Origin of the sequence: Proteinivorax hydrogeniformans (genome assembly GCF_040515995.1) — a bacterium.
In the GTDB taxonomy this organism is placed as follows: domain Bacteria; phylum Bacillota; class Proteinivoracia; order Proteinivoracales; family Proteinivoracaceae; genus Proteinivorax; species Proteinivorax hydrogeniformans.
On sequence record NZ_CP159485.1, the window covers coordinates 2,117,904 to 2,135,107 of the forward strand.

Annotated in this window: 14 protein-coding genes; 1 reads left to right on the plus strand and 13 read right to left on the minus strand. The window is 37.3% G+C overall.

Annotated features, from left to right (window positions below):
* Positions 1 to 158 precede the first annotated feature (158 nt).
* The 12 genes from PRVXH_RS10200 to dinB all read right to left on the minus strand — a co-directional run bounded on the left by PRVXH_RS10200 (position 159) and on the right by dinB (position 15,953).
* Entirely contained in the window at positions 159 to 1,823 is a 1,665-nt protein-coding gene (locus PRVXH_RS10200) for a peptide-binding protein (protein ID WP_353892667.1), read from the minus strand.
* Between the two features lie 350 nt (positions 1,824 to 2,173).
* The gene (locus tag PRVXH_RS10205; protein ID WP_353892668.1) at positions 2,174 to 3,838 is read right to left on the minus strand and encodes a peptide-binding protein; all 1,665 of its coding nucleotides are present in this window, start codon (positions 3,836 to 3,838) and stop codon (positions 2,174 to 2,176) included.
* Between the two features lie 306 nt (positions 3,839 to 4,144).
* On the minus strand, positions 4,145 to 5,809 hold the full coding sequence (locus PRVXH_RS10210) for a peptide-binding protein (RefSeq protein WP_353892669.1): 1,665 nt from the start codon (positions 5,807 to 5,809) through the stop codon (positions 4,145 to 4,147).
* A gap of 300 nt (positions 5,810 to 6,109) precedes the next feature.
* A complete protein-coding gene (locus PRVXH_RS10215) occupies positions 6,110 to 7,774 on the minus strand; it encodes a peptide-binding protein (RefSeq protein WP_353892670.1) in 1,665 nt (554 codons plus the stop codon).
* 367 nt (positions 7,775 to 8,141) lie between these two features.
* Positions 8,142 to 8,693, minus strand: a complete 552-nt coding sequence (locus PRVXH_RS10220; RefSeq protein ID WP_353892671.1) for a lytic transglycosylase domain-containing protein — start codon at positions 8,691 to 8,693, stop codon at positions 8,142 to 8,144.
* Positions 8,694 to 8,713: 20 nt separating this feature from the next.
* The gene (gene coaE / locus PRVXH_RS10225) at positions 8,714 to 9,319 is read right to left on the minus strand and encodes a dephospho-CoA kinase (protein WP_353892672.1); all 606 of its coding nucleotides are present in this window, start codon (positions 9,317 to 9,319) and stop codon (positions 8,714 to 8,716) included.
* 93 nt (positions 9,320 to 9,412) lie between these two features.
* Positions 9,413 to 10,033: a sporulation membrane protein YtaF gene (gene ytaF, locus PRVXH_RS10230; RefSeq protein ID WP_353892673.1), complete on the minus strand. Its 621-nt coding sequence runs from the start codon at positions 10,031 to 10,033 to the stop codon at positions 9,413 to 9,415.
* Positions 10,034 to 10,094: 61 nt separating this feature from the next.
* Positions 10,095 to 10,910 (minus strand): DNA-formamidopyrimidine glycosylase, encoded by an 816-nt coding sequence (mutM, locus tag PRVXH_RS10235; RefSeq protein WP_353892674.1) that lies wholly within the window; start codon positions 10,908 to 10,910, stop codon positions 10,095 to 10,097.
* A 17-nt stretch (positions 10,911 to 10,927) separates the two neighbouring features.
* Entirely contained in the window at positions 10,928 to 13,429 is a 2,502-nt protein-coding gene (polA, locus tag PRVXH_RS10240; protein ID WP_353892675.1) for a DNA polymerase I, read from the minus strand.
* Between the two features lie 198 nt (positions 13,430 to 13,627).
* Positions 13,628 to 14,161, minus strand: a complete 534-nt coding sequence (locus PRVXH_RS10245; protein WP_353892676.1) for a zf-HC2 domain-containing protein — start codon at positions 14,159 to 14,161, stop codon at positions 13,628 to 13,630.
* Between the two features lie 39 nt (positions 14,162 to 14,200).
* Positions 14,201 to 14,758 carry an RNA polymerase sigma factor gene (locus PRVXH_RS10250; protein ID WP_353892677.1) on the minus strand — a complete coding sequence of 186 codons (558 nt, stop codon included), beginning with the start codon at positions 14,756 to 14,758 and terminating at the stop codon, positions 14,201 to 14,203.
* Positions 14,712 to 15,953, minus strand: a complete 1,242-nt coding sequence (gene dinB, locus PRVXH_RS10255; protein WP_353892678.1) for a DNA polymerase IV — start codon at positions 15,951 to 15,953, stop codon at positions 14,712 to 14,714. The genes PRVXH_RS10250 and dinB overlap by 47 nt, the downstream gene beginning before the upstream one ends.
* Positions 15,954 to 16,063: 110 nt before the next feature.
* Here dinB and PRVXH_RS10260 point away from each other — a divergent pair, with 110 nt between their 5' ends.
* Positions 16,064 to 16,522 (plus strand): GNAT family N-acetyltransferase, encoded by a 459-nt coding sequence (locus tag PRVXH_RS10260; RefSeq protein ID WP_353892679.1) that lies wholly within the window; start codon positions 16,064 to 16,066, stop codon positions 16,520 to 16,522.
* 32 nt (positions 16,523 to 16,554) lie between these two features.
* On the opposite strand, the gene PRVXH_RS10265 is transcribed toward PRVXH_RS10260, so the two are convergent.
* Positions 16,555 to 17,001 carry a hypothetical protein gene (locus PRVXH_RS10265; RefSeq protein WP_353892680.1) on the minus strand — a complete coding sequence of 149 codons (447 nt, stop codon included), beginning with the start codon at positions 16,999 to 17,001 and terminating at the stop codon, positions 16,555 to 16,557.
* Between the last annotated feature and the right edge of the window lie 203 nt (positions 17,002 to 17,204).

Below are 17,204 nucleotides of genomic sequence, written 5' to 3' on the forward strand. Positions count from 1 at the left end.
GAAATAGTACCGTAACTTTTTTACGTCAATATCTTTGTTATTTTTTGTTACGCAATTGTTTATATAACGATGTTACCTGTATGATTTTCATTTTTTAAAGTGTTCAAACAAATAAACAAGGGATTGGCTTAAAGCCAATCCCTTGTTTATTTGTTTGTTTATTCAGAAGCTATTTCTTCAAAATACCATTGCTCTGGATAGTAAAGAGCTATATCCCCAACCTCATAACCTTCTAGATTTACTGGTACCGCAATTGTTTGCTTTGTAGCAAATAGGAAGGTGTACGGTAAGTCTTCAGACATAATTTGCTGAAGCTCGGCGTAATGAACTCTACGCTCTTCAGGATCTACCGTGTTACGCCCTAGCTCGATTAAGCGGTCAACGTCGTCGTTAGCGTAACCAATATCGTTAAAGCCTACATCTATCATACTACTGTGGAAAATGTTAAATGGATCTGGGTCTGCACCTAAGCTCCATCCTAGTATTACAGCATGGAAGTTACCTGTGTCAACGTGATTAGCTAGGAAAGTTTGCCATTCAACAAGCTCTGGCACAACCTTTACACCAACTTCTCTAAGCTGCTCTTGAGCTATAACCTGCATATCCATTCTTGTACTGTTCTCTGGGTGAGTAATCAGAGTAAACTCAAACTCTTGCCATTTTCCTGGCTCTATTTCTTTTGCTCTGTACTCAAAATCATTATGTTCTACCCAACCTGCTTCTTCTAAAAGTTCAATAGCTCGATCAGGATTGTATTCAAGCTTTGTTACATGCTCTTCAGAATATGCCCATGAAGATCTCGGGAAGTGACTGTGCATCAAATAACCTTGACCTTCTAATAACTCATCGATAATTTGCTGACGATTAAGCGCATGAGTTAGCGCTTGGCGAACTTCTACTTGCGTAAACGGATTGAACTTATCGCCAAAAGCATCTTCTCTATGGTTATACCATAGCGCTGTATAACCTAACTGGTCAACTTCTTCAAACTTAAGGGTGTTGTCTCCATCTGGGCCTTTTTCGGCCATGATGTGCTCTCTTTGTGTTGCTTGAAGTCCGGAGTAATTTATTTCACCTTGCTCTAGCGCTCTCATTTGTGCGTCGGTATCTTGAACGTCGATAAATAGAATTTCAGATATAAACGGGAACTCGTCATCTAACCAGTAATTTTCATTTCTTTCTAATCTTACATATTCTCCGTCAACCCACTCGCCCCATACATAAGGACCTGTACCAATTACTGGATGCGTACGACCTCTGTTTGCAGGGTGCGCGTCTAGCTCGGATACATCTTCTTCTACTTGGTCGATGAAGATATGTCTAGGAATTATATTCCATGATAAGTGATTCATTATCGGGCCAAATGGCTCCGAAAGAGTAAACTTAATTTGGTAGTCATCGATTACTTCGATATCTTCGATGTGTCCAAAGTTACCACCTCTGATACCTGGGTAATCTGGATTCATCATTGTAGAAATTGTAAATTCCACATCATGAGCGGTAAGCCCTTCGCCGTCATGAAACTCTACATCATCTCTAAGCCAAAAAGTAATCTCTGTGTCATCATCGCTAATTTCCCATTCTGTAGCAATATGAGGAATTAATTCAAATTCATGATCCCTTCTCATCATGCCGTCATACATGTAAGCTATGATATCGCCAGAAGCTGTTTCGGTATAAAGAATAGGGTTAAAATTATCAGGCTCACCTATCATGGCTCTTACTATCTGACCTCCCACCTCTGGTCCTGGAGGGGCGCAACCTACAGCAAAACCTACAACCATCATTAAGCTTAGCACCAAAATCATACTTTTCTTAAACAATTCATCTACCTCCTTTAATTTAGTAACATCAAAACTAAATGTTACTTTTATATTACATGTATTCTCCACCTTTTGTAATATTCCTGCAAAAAACTTATAAATTTTTAATTTATTTTTATATTTTTAGCCAAAACCCCACTGTTGTGGCGTTTTTATGTGAAATGTTTTTGTAAACAGCCGTTTTAATGTTACATTAATGTTTCTCATTGCTGCGTTTGCTTGAAGACAGAGGTTGTATCTAAGCGATGTTAAATGTCTCAAAAGGGTAAAAAAATAGAATACACGTCCTTTAAACACATAAAAAAGAGGTTTTAACTACAAATGTAGTCAAGACCTCTTTTTTATTGTTATTATTCAGAAGCTATTTCTTCAAAGAACCACTGCTCTGGATAATAAAGAGCTGTATCTCCAACCTCGTATCCATCTAAGTTAGACGGAACTGCTATAGTTTGCTTTGTAGCAAATAAGAAGGTGTACGGCAAGTCTTCCGACATAATTTGCTGAAGTTCGGCGTAATGAACTCTACGCTCTTCAGGATCTACAGCGCTACGACCTAGCTCGATTAAACGGTCAACGTCGTCGTTAGCGTAACCAATGTCGTTAAAGCCTACATCTATCATATCGCTATGGAAGATGTTATACGGATCTGGATCTGCACCTAAGTTCCATCCTAATATTACAGCGTGGAAGTTACCTGTGTCAACGTGGTTAGCTAGGAAAGTTTGCCATTCAACAAGCTCTGGCACAACCTTTACGCCAACTTCTCTAAGCTGCTCTTGAGCTATAACCTGCATATCCATTCTTGTACTGTTCTCTGGGTGAGTAATTAGAGTAAACTCAAACTCTTGCCATTTTCCTGGCTCTATTTCTTTTGCTCTGTACTCAAAATCATCATGTTCTACCCAACCTGCTTCTTCTAAAAGTTCAATAGCTCGATCAGGATTGTATTCAAGCTTTGTTACATGCTCTTCAGAATATGCCCATGAAGATCTCGGGAAGTGACTGTGCATCAAATAACCTTGACCTTCTAATAACTCGTCGATAATTTGCTGACGGTTAAGTGCATGAGTTAACGCTTGGCGAACTTCAACTTGCGTAAAAGGATTAAACTTATCGTCAAAAGCATCTTCTCTATGGTTATACCATAATGACGTATAACCTAACTGGTCAACTTCTTCAAACTTAAGAGTATCGTCTCCATCCGGACCTTTTTCGGCCATGATGTGCTCTCTTTGTGTTGCTTGAAGGCCAGAGTAGTTTATTTCACCTTGCTCTAGCGCTCTCATTTGAGCATCGGTATCTTGAACATCGATAAATAAAACTTCAGATATATATGGGAACTCGTCATCTAACCAGTAATTTTCATTTCTTTCTAATCTTACATACTCTCCATCAACCCACTCGCCCCAAACATAAGGACCTGTACCAATTACTGGCTCTGTACGTCCTCTGTTTGCTGGGTGCGCGTCTAGCTCGGATACATCTTCTTCAACTTGGTCGATGAAGATATGTCTAGGAATTATATTCCAAGATAAGTGGTTCATAATCGGGCCAAATGGCTCCGAAAGGGTAAACTTAATTTGATAGTCATCGATTATTTGGATATCTTCGATGTGTCCAAAGTTACCACCTCTGATACCTGGGTAATCTGGGTTCATCATTGTAGAAATTGTAAATTCCACATCATGAGCGGTAAGCCCTTCGCCATCATGAAACTCTACATCATCTCTAAGCCAAAAAGTAATCTCTGTGTCATCATCGCTAATTTCCCATTCTGTAGCTACATGTGGAACTAGCTCAAATTCATGGTCTCTTCTCATCATGCCATCATACATGTATGGTATGATATCGCCAGATGCAGACTCCGTATAAAGGATAGGGTTAAAATTGTCAGGCTCGCCTATCATAGCCCTAGTTATCTGCCCTCCTACATCAGGTCCTGGAGGGGCACAACCAACAGCAAAGCCCACTACCATCATCAAACTTAGCACCAAAATCATACTTTTCTTTAACATACAACTACCTCCCTATAAATTTGATTTTTGTAATGTATTTCAATTACATTACCTTTCATTACACTTATTCGCCATCAATTGTAATACTCCTGCAAAATTTATATATTTTTTTGTAATATTTTTTAAAAGTCCGTTTAAATACTGTTGTAGAGGGTTTACAAAGTTTATATGCGCTATTAATCGAGCTTTTGTTGCATGAAATTAGCGTTTACATTTCATTGTTTTGTAACTTTATCAGTTTTTTATGTAATATTCATGTTTAATAATAAAGAAGAGGTTGCTTTTTTAGCAACCTCTTCTTTATTATTACTCAGAAGCTATTTCTTCAAAGTACCACTGCTCTGGATAGTAAAGAGCTATATCTCCAACCTCATAACCTTCTAGATTTACTGGTACCGCAATTGTTTGCTTTGTAGCAAATAAGAAGGTGTACGGTAAGTCTTCAGACATAATTTGCTGAAGCTCGGCGTAATGAACTCTACGCTCTTCAGGATCTACCGTGTTACGCCCTAGCTCGATTAAGCGGTCAACGTCGTCGTTAGCGTAACCAATATCGTTAAAGCCTACATCTATCATACTACTGTGGAAAATGTTAAATGGATCTGGGTCTGCACCTAAGCTCCATCCTAGTATTACAGCATGGAAGTTACCTGTGTCAACGTGATTAGCTAGGAAAGTTTGCCATTCAACAAGCTCTGGCACAACCTTTACACCAACTTCTCTAAGCTGCTCTTGAGCTATAACCTGCATATCCATTCTTGTACTGTTCTCTGGGTGAGTAATCAGAGTAAACTCAAACTCTTGCCATTTTCCTGGCTCTATTTCTTTTGCTCTGTACTCAAAATCATCATGTTCTACCCAACCTGCTTCTTCTAAAAGTTCAATAGCTCGATCAGGATTGTATTCAAGCTTTGTTACATGCTCTTCAGAATATGCCCATGAAGATCTCGGGAAGTGACTGTGCATCAGGTAACCTTGACCTTCTAATAACTCATCGATAATTTGCTGACGATTAAGCGCATGAGTTAGCGCTTGGCGAACTTCTACTTGCGTAAACGGATTGAACTTATCGCCAAAAGCATCTTCTCTATGGTTATACCATAGCGCTGTATAACCTAACTGGTCAACTTCTTCAAACTTAAGGGTGTTGTCTCCATCTGGGCCTTTTTCAGCCATGATGTGCTCTCTTTGTGTTGCTTGAAGACCAGAGTAGTTTATTTCACCTTGCTCTAGCGCTCTCATTTGAGCATCTGTATCTTGAACGTCTATAAATAAAATTTCAGAGATATATGGGAACTCATCATCTAACCAATAGTTCTCATTTCTTTCTAGTCTTACATATTCACCGTCAACCCACTCGCCCCAAACATAAGGACCTGTACCAATTACTGGGTGAGTACGACCTCTATTTGCAGGGTGCGCATCTAGCTCTGATACATCTTCTTCAACTTGATCGATGAAGATATGTCTAGGAATTATATTCCAGGATAAGTGGTTCATAATCGGACCAAATGGCTCCGAAAGAGTAAACTTAATTTGATAGTCATCGATTACTTCGATATCTTCGATGTGTCCAAAGTTACCACCTCTGATACCTGGATAATCTGGATTCATCATTGTAGAAATTGTAAATTCCACATCATGAGCGGTAAGCCCTTCACCGTCATGAAACTCTACATCATCTCTAAGCCAAAAAGTAAGTTCCGTGTCATCATCGCTAATTTTCCATTCTGTAGCAATATGAGGAATTAACTCAAATTCATGATCTCTTCTCATCATACCGTCATAAAGATAGGATATAATATCGCCTGAGGCTGTTTCGGTATAAAGGATAGGGTTAAAGTTATCAGGCTCGCCTACCATGGCTCTTACAATTTGCCCACCCACTTCTGGTCCAGGTGGCGAACATCCGATAGCAAAAGCAACAACCATCATCAAACTAAGCACCAAAACTAATGATTTTTTTAACACTTCATCTCCTCCTTTTTTGGTAACGAGTTAATTACGTTACTTTACTATTACATATATGCAGTAGATTCTGTAAGATTACTGTAACTTTAATTTTTTTACTAAAAAAACACTACTGACTTACTATATATAGGGAGGTTGTGTTTATTATTATTATTACTTTTATGTTACATGGGTGGTAAATAACATAAACTAAAACTTCTATTTGTGCAGCACCTAGAACTAGTTAACCTTACAAGGTGTCATTTAAATCATTAAAAAAAGAGGCTGCAACCCAAAGGTTGAAGCCTCTTTTTAAGTTTATTATTCTGCAGCTATTTCCTCATAGTACCATTGTTCTGGATAGTATAAATCAATATCCCCAACCTCATAGCCTTCTAAGTTAGCAGGTACAGCTATAGTCTGTTTTGTAGCAAATAAGAAGGTGTACGGTAAGTCCTCAGACATAATTTGCTGAAGCTCAGCGTAATGAACTCTACGCTCTTCTGGATCTACGGCGTTACGACCTAGCTCGATTAAGCGGTCAACGTCGTCGTTAGCGTAACCAACATCGTTAAACCCTACATCTATCATATCGCTATGGAAGATGTTATATGGATCTGGATCTGCACCTAAGTTCCAACCTAATATTACGGCATGGAAGTTACCTACATCAACGTGGTTAGCTAGGAAAGTTTGCCATTCTACAAGCTCTGGCTCAACCTTAATGCCAACTTCTCTAAGCTGCTCTTGAGCTATAACCTGCATATCCATTCTTGTGCTGTTTTCAGGATGAGTAATCAGCGTGAACTTAAATTCTTGCCACTGTCCTGGCTCTATTTCTTTTGCTCTGTACTCAAAGTCATCGTGCTCTACCCAGCCTGCTTCTTCTAAAAGCTCGATAGCTCGGTCGATATTGTACTCAAGCTTTGATACATGCTCCTCTGAATACGCCCATGAAGATCTCGGGAAGTGACTGTGCATCAGGTAGCCTTGACCTTCCAATAGCTCATCAATAATCTGCTGACGATTAAGTGCGTGGGTTATCGCTTGGCGAACTTCTACTTGTGTAAAAGGATTAAACTCATCGCCAAAAGCATCTTCTCTATGGTTATACCATAGCGCTGTATAGCCTAACTGGTCAACTTCTTCAAACTTAAGGGTGCCATCTCCATCTGGACCTTTTTCAGCCATAATATGCTCTCTTTGTGATGCTTGAAGGCCGGAGTAGTTTATTTCACCTTGCTCTAGTGCCCTCATCTGTGCGTCGGTATCTTGAACGTCGATAAATAGAATTTCGTTGATAAAAGGATACGCATCATCTAGCCAATAATTTTCGTTTCTGTCTAATCTTACATATTCTCCGTCAACCCACTCGCCCCAAACATAAGGTCCTGTACCAATTACTGGATGTGTACGGCCTCTGTTTGCAGGATGACCGTCTAACTCTGATACATCTTCTTCAACTTGATCGATGAAGATATGTTTAGGAATTATGTTCCAAGATAAGTGGTTCATAATCGGACCAAATGGCTCCGAAAGGGTAAACTTAATTTGATAGTCGTCAATTATTTCGATATCTTCGATGTGTCCAAAGTTACCACCTCTGATCCCTGGATAATCTGGATTCATCATGGTTGTAAATGTAAACTTTACATCATGAGCAGTAAGGCCTTCGCCATCATGAAACTCTACATCGTCTCTAAGCCAAAAAGTAATCTCTGTGTCATCATCGCTAATTTCCCATTTTGTAGCTACATGTGGAATTAACTCAAATTCATGATCTCTTCTCATCATGCCATCATACAGGTATGGTATGATATCGCCCGAAGCTGCCTCGGTATAAAGAATAGGGTTAAAGTTATCAGGTTCCCCTACCATCGATCTTACTATCTGACCTCCTACATCAGGTCCTGGTGGTGAACACCCGACAGCAAAACCAACAATCATCATTAAACTTAACACCAAAATCATGCTTTTCTTTAACACTTCATCTCCCCCTTTGTTTTTGTAATACTTTTGTAAATGTACTACCTTGATAACATTGTACTCTAAAAACAAAGAAATACTATTGACATATAATGAAGAATTATGAAAAAACAATGAAATATTTTACGAAAGTATTAATTACTTGAACTAAATAATAAAACTTTTAAATCTTTAACGTTTATTTTAATAAAGTCAACTGACAAAAAGGGTCAGGGAGATATCTAGGACAAACAAAAACGGTTCCGATCATCGACTTTTGATGATTTGGGAACCGTTTTAACTGAATAACTTTATACTAGTGTTTGGCCGCGAAACCTATAAATAAGCTTATTCTGCCTGGCTGGCCTATGTAGCAACCAGCCTCTTTTTAATATATTTCTTTGTACTTTTGATAAGCGATATTTACCTTGTACACATACTCTCTTGTTTCTGCAAAGGGGATTTCATTAGCTAGTTTTAGGCTGCCATCCCAAACCCCTTCATCTAACCACTTTTTTACGTTACCCCTGCCGGCATTATATGAAGCAATGGCAACATTCTTATCGTCGTAATTATCAATCAAATGCTTTAAATACCAAGTGCCTAGGGCTATATTAACTTCCGGCTTTAAAATCTCATCTTCACTTTTAAGATTAACACCTTTTTGTTCCGCTATCCATTTTGCAGTATCCGGCATTAACTGCATTAAACCAAGGGCGCCACGCCTAGAAACAGCATCTTCTTGAAACTTACTCTCCACTTTGATAATGGAAAATACTAAATATGGGTCTAGGTCATTTTTATAACTATATTCATAAACTAGATCCTTGTAGTCTGTTGGATATAGGTACCTCCAGATGATATTAGTTTGATGCAACGCAAACACTAACGTAAAAAGGATTAAAATAATTGCAACATATACTATAAGGTTTTTTTTCAATATAAAGGCCCCCTAACCCTCTAGTTTAACTCTCCCACTTTATTTTGCCAAAGGGATAAAATCTGCTCACGAGTTTGTCTTCTACTGCCTGTATTATCAATTATTTCATCAGCTACCTTTTTTTTGTCTTCTAGTGGCATTTGTGCCTGTAGCCTGGCCTTTGCTTGTTCTTTAGTAAAATTATCTCTATCCATTAACCTGTTTATTTGGGTTTGTTGATCAACCGCCACCAACCATACCTCATCAACAAGATCTACCATGTTAGTCTCAATTAACAGTGGCGCATCCAAAACTATAACTTTATATTTATTTCCTGTTTTAAATTTTAAGATTTTCCCTTCGATTCTCTCTATAGCTCGGGGGTGAACAATATTATTTAAAGTATTTAGTTTTTCATCATCACCAAAAACGATATTACCTAGTTTTCTTCTATCGATACTACCATCTACTCTTAAAATTTCTTCGCCAAACCTTTTTACAAGTTCTTCCCAAGCTGGCGTATTAGGCTTAGTAACAGCTTTAGCTTCTATATCTGCATCAATTATTTTCGCTCCCATTCTCTTAAGCAACTTTGATATAGTACTTTTTCCGCTAGCTATACCTCCAGTCAGTCCTATAATTAACACACTATTCCCTCCTAATACTATTTATGAATAATAATATAAAATATTTTCCTACATATTATAAAACAGCTAAGCTAAAAGCTTAACTGTTTTATATTATAACAGATTAATGGTGCCAAGGGTAAAAAATATTATCCCCGGTAACAATATCAGAATACCTTGCCACTGAAGATTAGAAAAAATTGCTCCAAGGTAAAGTCCACAGGTTAACATTATACCTTTAAAAACAACTACTGTTGCAGCCATAATTTCGGGGCTAGCTCCTGAAAGGGCTGCACCAAAACCTGCCCCAAACGCGTCCATCGCTAATGCAACACCTAGCAAAACACCTTCATAGTGACTTATAGTACCTGATTTGTCAATGTCAGCAGCCATTGGTTGTTTTAATATATCTAAAATACTTTGATACCACTTTTTGCTTTCTATCCCATTTTGTTTCGCTTTAGATAATAGAGTTTTTATACCATTTGTAAACAGAAATATTCCCATCAACATCAAAATACCAGCGCCGATAGTTTCTGCAACTGTTGGTGTGAGAAAGTAGGAAAAAAGCCTCCCACCTAGTAAACTGGCGTATATCGCAAACCCAGATGCGACTGAAACTAAAACAATAGTCAACCAGCTCATCCTAACCCGATTAATTCCGTAAGCAACACCAGCCCCTAAGCCATCTATGCTAACAGCCATACCTATTAAAAGCATCGCCCAAACTTCCATATAATCACCTCTTACTTTTAGGGGTGTAATACTATATGGAGTTTAGGCGATTTCTGTGATTCTACCTTTGGCAATTTGGGCAAAAGACCGATGTCCTACCACCAATCTTTTCGTGAAGCAATTCATTGTGGCAACTTAAACACAGTTGACCTTTTCTTCCGTATACAAATAGACACTCTTGAAACTTTCCACTTTCACCTTTGGAGTTTCGATAATCTCTAAAGGTTGTGCCTCCGTACTCAATTGCATTTTCTAACACTAGTTTAATTTTATCTACTAATAAAGAAGCTTCATCTTTAGTCAAACTCTTGCCTTGCCTTTGAGGGTTTATCCCCGCTAAAAAAAGACATTCATCTGCATAAATATTACCTAGCCCTGCTATTTTGGTCTGGTCTAAGATAATTGTCTTAATCGCTCTACTTGAGGCTAATTTGCTTAATAAATACTCCTTGTTAAAATCCTGGCTTAAAGGCTCTGGGCCTAAGTTAAAATACCCCTTTTCTTTAAACATTTCGTCTTGGTGCAAAAGAGACATGGTTCCAAACTTTCTAACATCGTTAAAATTAAGCTTTAAACCATCGTTAAATACAAATCTAACCCTTGTGTATTTTGAAATTACATCTTCTTTTGCAACTAACCTCCCCGTCATTCGCAGGTGGGTTATAAGCTTATACTCACCATCTAACTGAAATACTATATATTTCCCCCTCCTAAACACATCCAAAACTTTTTTGCCCTTTAAGATATTTTCAAACTCGCTTTTTGTGTTAGGGTTTTTAACAGTGTTATCGTTATATACTTCAACATCTTCAATAAATCTATCTTTTAAAATTTGAAGCCCATCTACTACAGTCTGCACTTCCGGTAACTCTGGCATCTACCATTCTCCTTTTCTTACTCCATGTTGTACCAATTATTACCTTTATTGACGTCAACTGTTAACGCTACATCTAATTCAATTGTTTGTTCCATTAATGTCCTAATTTTTGGTATAACTTGGTCAGCTTTGCTTTTATCTATTTCAAATACCAAATCATCATGAACCTGAAGTAGCATATCACAGGCAAGGTTAGCTTTATGGATATCCACCATAGCTTTTTTGATTATATCTGCTGCTGTCCCTTGTATAGGAGTGTTTACTGCCGTCCTTTCGGCAAAACTTCTACGATGAAAGGAGCGACTGTTAATCTCAGGGATATATCGCCTTCTATTAAATAATGTAGTTACATATCCTTTCTCCTTTGCCTTTTCCACCGTTTCTTCAATAAAGCTCTTTACGCCGACATACCTTTCAAAATACCTATCAATAAACTCCTTAGCTTGCTTTCGGCTGATACCTAAGTTTTGGGACAACCCGTAATCACTTATACCATATACTATACCAAAGTTTACAGCCTTTGCATTTCTTCTTTGCTCATAAGTGACGTTGTCTAAGTCAACCCCAAAAACCTCCGCAGCAGTTCTGCTATGGATATCTTGATCTTTTTTAAAGCCATCTATCATGACTGGATCTTGAGACATATGCGCCATTATTCTTAGCTCTATCTGTGAATAGTCCAAAGAAACTAAAATATTATCTTTTTGATGGGGTACAAATATTTTTCTTACCTTTCTACCTTCCTCCACTCGGATAGGTATATTCTGAAGGTTAGGTTCAGTACTACTTAATCTGCCAGTAGCTGTTATAGTCTGGTTAAAGTGGGTGTGAATTTTCCCGTCACTTTTGCCTATTAACCCTTCCATTCCTTCTAGATAAGTTGATTTTATCTTAGCCACCATACGATATTCTAGCAAATGCTCTATAATAGGATGCTCGGTGCGAAGCTTTTCCAGTACCGATACATCTGTAGAGTATCCTGTCTTTGTTTTCTTTATAACCGGTAGGTTCAACTCTTCAAAAAGAATTTTCCCCAATTGTTTTGGTGAGTTTATGTTAAACTTTTCGTCGGTATAAGAGTAAATTTTCTCCTCCAAATCAGCAAGCCTTTTTGAAAACTCATTCTTTAGTTCAGCTAAATGTTCTTTATCTATGTTTACTCCTTTTTTTTCCATAGTATATAAAACTTCCGTAAGAGGAAGTTCTAACTCTAAATAAAGTTTCCAAAGATTTTTCTCCTCTAGCTCTTTTTTAAGGCTTTGAGCTATGTTAAAAAGGGCATAGCTATAGTTTTGAGGTAAGTCATCACAGACGGCAGTGTTTCCAGAATAGTTTGTGGACAAAAACTCCATTGTATATTCTTTTTGTTCTGGTTTTAAAAGATATGCTGCTATGACCGTACAAAAATTTAACCCCTTTGGCTCGCAGCCTAAGTCCCTTGCTTTGTGTAAAGCACTCTTTTTGTCGTAACATATTTTATCTATGCTTTCATCACATAAAAACTGCTTTATCTGCTTTTCATCTTCCAGCTTATAAACCTCTTCACCATCGCAAACATAGATAATACTATCAGTCCACCAAAAAGCGACCTTTTTATCTTGTAAATCTTTAGCGCTAGTATTACCTTTTACCTCTAACTCCTTTACTTGCTGCTGAGGCGTCTCGATATTTAGCCTAGGTAATAATGAGTTAAATTCTAACTCCATAAACATATCCCTTAACTTTACATCGAAAGTTCCTATGTTTAAGTCGTTAAATTTAAAGTCAATTGGTACTTCTTTGTAAATTGTGGCTAGCTCTTTGCTGATAAAAGCTATATCTTTATTAGCCTTTAGTTTTTCACGCATCTTAGGCCCGCCGCACTCTTCTACATTTTCGTAAACACCTTCGATATCTTTATACTTTTTGATAAACTTTAGCGCCGTTTTTTCACCAACTCCTGGCACGCCAGGAATGTTATCGGAAGAATCGCCCATCAAGCCTTTTATATCAATGAACTGTGTGGGGCTTATGCCATAAACTTCAACAAACTTTTCCACATTGTACCTTTCTGTGTTGCTAATCCCTTTTCTTGTCAACATTACTTCTACAGATTCATCCACTAATTGTAAAATATCCTTGTCTCCAGTAACCACCGTAGTTTTAAGTTTTTGCTCTTTAGCTTGTTCACAAACGGTACCTATTATATCGTCTGCTTCATAGTTCTCCGCTTCATAAAACTTTATATTCATAAGCTCTAGCATTTCTTTAACTGTTTTAAACTGTTCTCTGAGCTCATCTGGTGTGCTAGGACGATGTCCCTTATACTCCTTGTATGTATCATGCCGAAAGGTTTTTTTACCTTTGTCAAATGCCACTAACATATAATCTGGTTTTTCATCTTCTAAAACTTTAAGTAGCATGGTGGTAAATCCAAATACCCCATTAGTGTAGCGACCGCCTTCAGTTTGTAAAAGAGGTAGCGCAAAAAAAGCACGATAAATCAAACTGTTGCCATCAATTACAATCAATTTCTTCATAAATTAAACAACTCCTTATTTACTATACACCTATATTATTCTCCATTTTTATAATAATTTCCTTTGAAATCTTAAAATGCACTTTAACTATATCATTTACCACTATGGCAATTATAAGCCCGTAACTTAAGCAAAATCCCAGCTGCTCGGCGATTTTTTTACGCAGCAGTTTCTGGGATTATTTTAATAGATATAATATCAACTTTTTTTGTTCTTCAAATAATTCCACCCAAAGGGAACTAACAGCATGACCGCTATAGCAATATATACTATTCTGTCCACTATTAGATCTATCAGGTTTTGAGTATCTTCCAAACTAGGCTCCTCTTCTTGTGGTATATCCATTATCTGAAATTCTTCGGCCTGTGGTTGCTCTGGTACTTCTGCCCCTAGTTGGCCTAAAATATCGGCGCTTATAAAAAGTAGCAATAATACAGCAGCAATTGCACTAGCTTTGTACGCTATAACTAAAGGACGTTTTTGTTTGCTTTTATTCTTGTCCTTAATTAGTTGTTGGCTTTTAGCTTGTTTCAAAAAATCATCCCTCAACCCTTCAGGCATTTTTGGACCATTACTATTGGCTAACGAACCTTTATATGTTAATGCAAAATCATATTCCGCCTTACAGCTTGCACAGCTTTCGATATGATGTAAAACTAGCTTTTTTTCTTCTTTACTCAGTGGGGAATCGTAACTTTTATCTATAATTTTTTGTAGCTCATTGCATTTCATAATTTTCACCGCCCTTACTGTTTAGACGAATTTCTTTTGTCATTGTTCCAAGCTCAAGTACAATTTTGCTAGCTTTCTTCTGGCCCTGTAAAGAGAAGATTTAACTGAACCTTCGGGGATATCTAGATGCTTCCCTATTTGTTCATATGTCAGCCCTCTAAATTCCTTTAATATAATAATATTTCTATACTTATCCTCTAGTTTTTCTAAGGCCTTAAAAAGGTTTAAGTACTTCTCCTTATTTTCCATTATCCCATGAGGGTCATTAGCTTTTCTAGGAACTTCTTCTGTACTGGTAGAAGAATTTTTTAAAGCCTCGCTATGTTTTTGGTTAGTTTTTAAAAAGTCTAGGCAATGATTGTATGCCAAGCGGTATATCCAGGTCCCAAGCTTACTTTCACCTTTGAACTTGTGGATCTTTTGTAGCACCTTTATCAGGATTTCTTGGGTAAGGTCCTTGGCGTCATGTTCGTTTTTGGTAAATTTATAAGCAAGGGCATAAATGTTTTGTCCGTAGTGCTCTAGTAGCTTGTCAGCGGCCCATTCTTCTTTATTTTTTAACCCTTTTATTATTTGCTTTTCTAGTAGTTTTTCCACGTAACTTTTCCTCCATAATTACATTTGGAGTGGATGCCCTAAATACAGAGCTCTCCCCGTATTTTTTTAAAACCTCGTCTAAAGATGCCAAAAGCTTTTCCTCTTTTTCACCTGTTATATCTGCATCATCAAAAAAGCTTAACTGCTTGGACTCCTGAGAGGTCAAGTTTGCAACCCCAACCCCCAACAGCCTGATTGGCTGTTTTTCAAACTTAAATACATCTTCTAAAAGTTTAACAGCCTTTTGTGATATCTCTGAAGAAAGCATAGTTCCTGAAATAATGCTAATCTGCCTTGTTATCGTCTTGTGGCAGCTAAACTTTACCTTTATGTAAACTGTTTTGGCCTTTATATCCTCAGCCCTCAGCTTTCTGCTAATTTCATCAGATATGGAGTAAACCACACCTCCTAAATAATTCTTATCTCTAATATCCTCTTTAAAGGTATATTCTCTGCTTATGGATTGTGCCTTTTGCACTGATTGTACAGGCCGATTGTCAATTCCTCTCGCTAAACTCCATAACTGCGTCCCCATTTTATTAAAGCGTTTAGTTAAAAAACTTTGGGAGCATTTTTGTAAGTCAGCCACTGTATATATACCCAATTTATTCAGCTCAGCCTTCAGCTTTCCCCCAACTCCCCATATTTTGCCCACCTCCAATGGCAGCAAAAATTGATTAACTTTATCTGGGGGAAGATAGGTAATGCCGTTAGGCTTTTTATAGTCAGAACATAGCTTAGCTAAATATTTGTTGGGAGCTATCCCCAGCGAACAAGTTAGTCCTGTTTCTTTTAAAATCTTTTGCTGTATTTTTTTAGCTATTTCACGAGAACTTCCCCACAGTTTTTCACAGCCTTTGACATCTAAAAAAGCCTCATCGATAGACAATGGCTCCACAGCTGGGGTAAAGCTATGCAGTATCTCCATGATAATCTTGCTTTCCTTAGCATATTTATTTTTGTTAGGTGCTATAAAAATGCCGTCAGGACATAAACGCTGCGCATGAGCAGCAGACATAGCTGACTTTACCCCAAACTTTCTAGCTACATAGCAAGCTGTGGAAACTACAGCCCTTGGATTTTCTTTGGGGTCATTAGCCATAATTACCGGCTTATCTTTAAGCTGCGGTCTATCTCTCTTTTCTACAGCAGCAAAAAAAGAGTCCATATCCATATGTATAATTGGGCATTCCATTCTCATCACCTCCTCTAAAGTTTATCAAAGGCAAATCCTTTTAGCAAATTTGCAAACTCTATAGTTTAAACAAGCAAAATAAGATAGAATAGATATAGGGGAGTGATGCTATGAATACAAATGAACAAATTATTATATCAACCTTTTCAGACCTAAGTAATGAGGATATTTACGAAATCATGAAACTTAGAGTAGATATATTTGTGGTAGAACAAAATTGCCCATACCCTGAGCTTGACAATAACGACCAGAAGGCATGGCATTTGTACATAAAAAAAGATGGTAACATTGTAAGCTATGCCCGCATCCTTTTTAAAGATAGCAGCGCAGCTATAGGAAGAGTGGTGACTCACAAATCTTATCGGGGCCTAGGTCTATCCCAAATGATATTAAAAGAAGCCATCGAAACTATAAAAACAAATACAAATTATACCAAAATACATTTATCCGCCCAATGCTATATACTAGACTTATATAAAAAGCTGGGCTTTAAGGTTGTATCGGATCAATATCTAGAAGATAATATCCCTCATGTGGATATGGAGTTAAAAATCCCAAAGCTTTCCTAAGCTTTGGGATTTTTATATGTGTTTAACTTCTTTTAATTTTTAAAGGTGCTGTCTCTTTTTTTCATAAATAACAGAACCAATTGGTAAATAATTAGTAGAACAGTGATAAAAGTTGGCCCTATTAAGTGTTGAACTAGGTTCCCAGCGGTCGCTTCAAAAATATTAGCTAATAATATTCCTATTCCAAAAAATATAACACAGGCTGCTATATTAATATAGGTTAAAAATCTTAAAAGTTTCCTATGCTTTTTCATGATAATCCAAGCTGCTACTGTGACAATTATTATTAGCAGCACAACCTCTATAAAATATGTCCAGCTGCCTAACCGACTAAGCTCCGTAAATGCTTCTTGATTTAACTGTTCGTTTTCCATCCACTGGTTTCTTATACCTTCTTTATAAAGCTCTAGCCCAAAGTAACAACTATTAATAATTAAGAGAAAACTAATAAATATCCTCCAAAATTTTTTGTTTGCCACCCTATCACCTCCTGTTTATAACTTTTTATTCATCCATAAGATATTTATGAAAATGGTTACTACAGTTACAGATTTAAAGACACCTAGGGCATCTACCCCCAACTATACCAAATATTATACTAACTTTTTAAACTTTTACAAGGAATGTTATAATTAAGAACACTAAGTGTTAAGTTAAGCCTAAAATTTGCTCCCAATAAAAT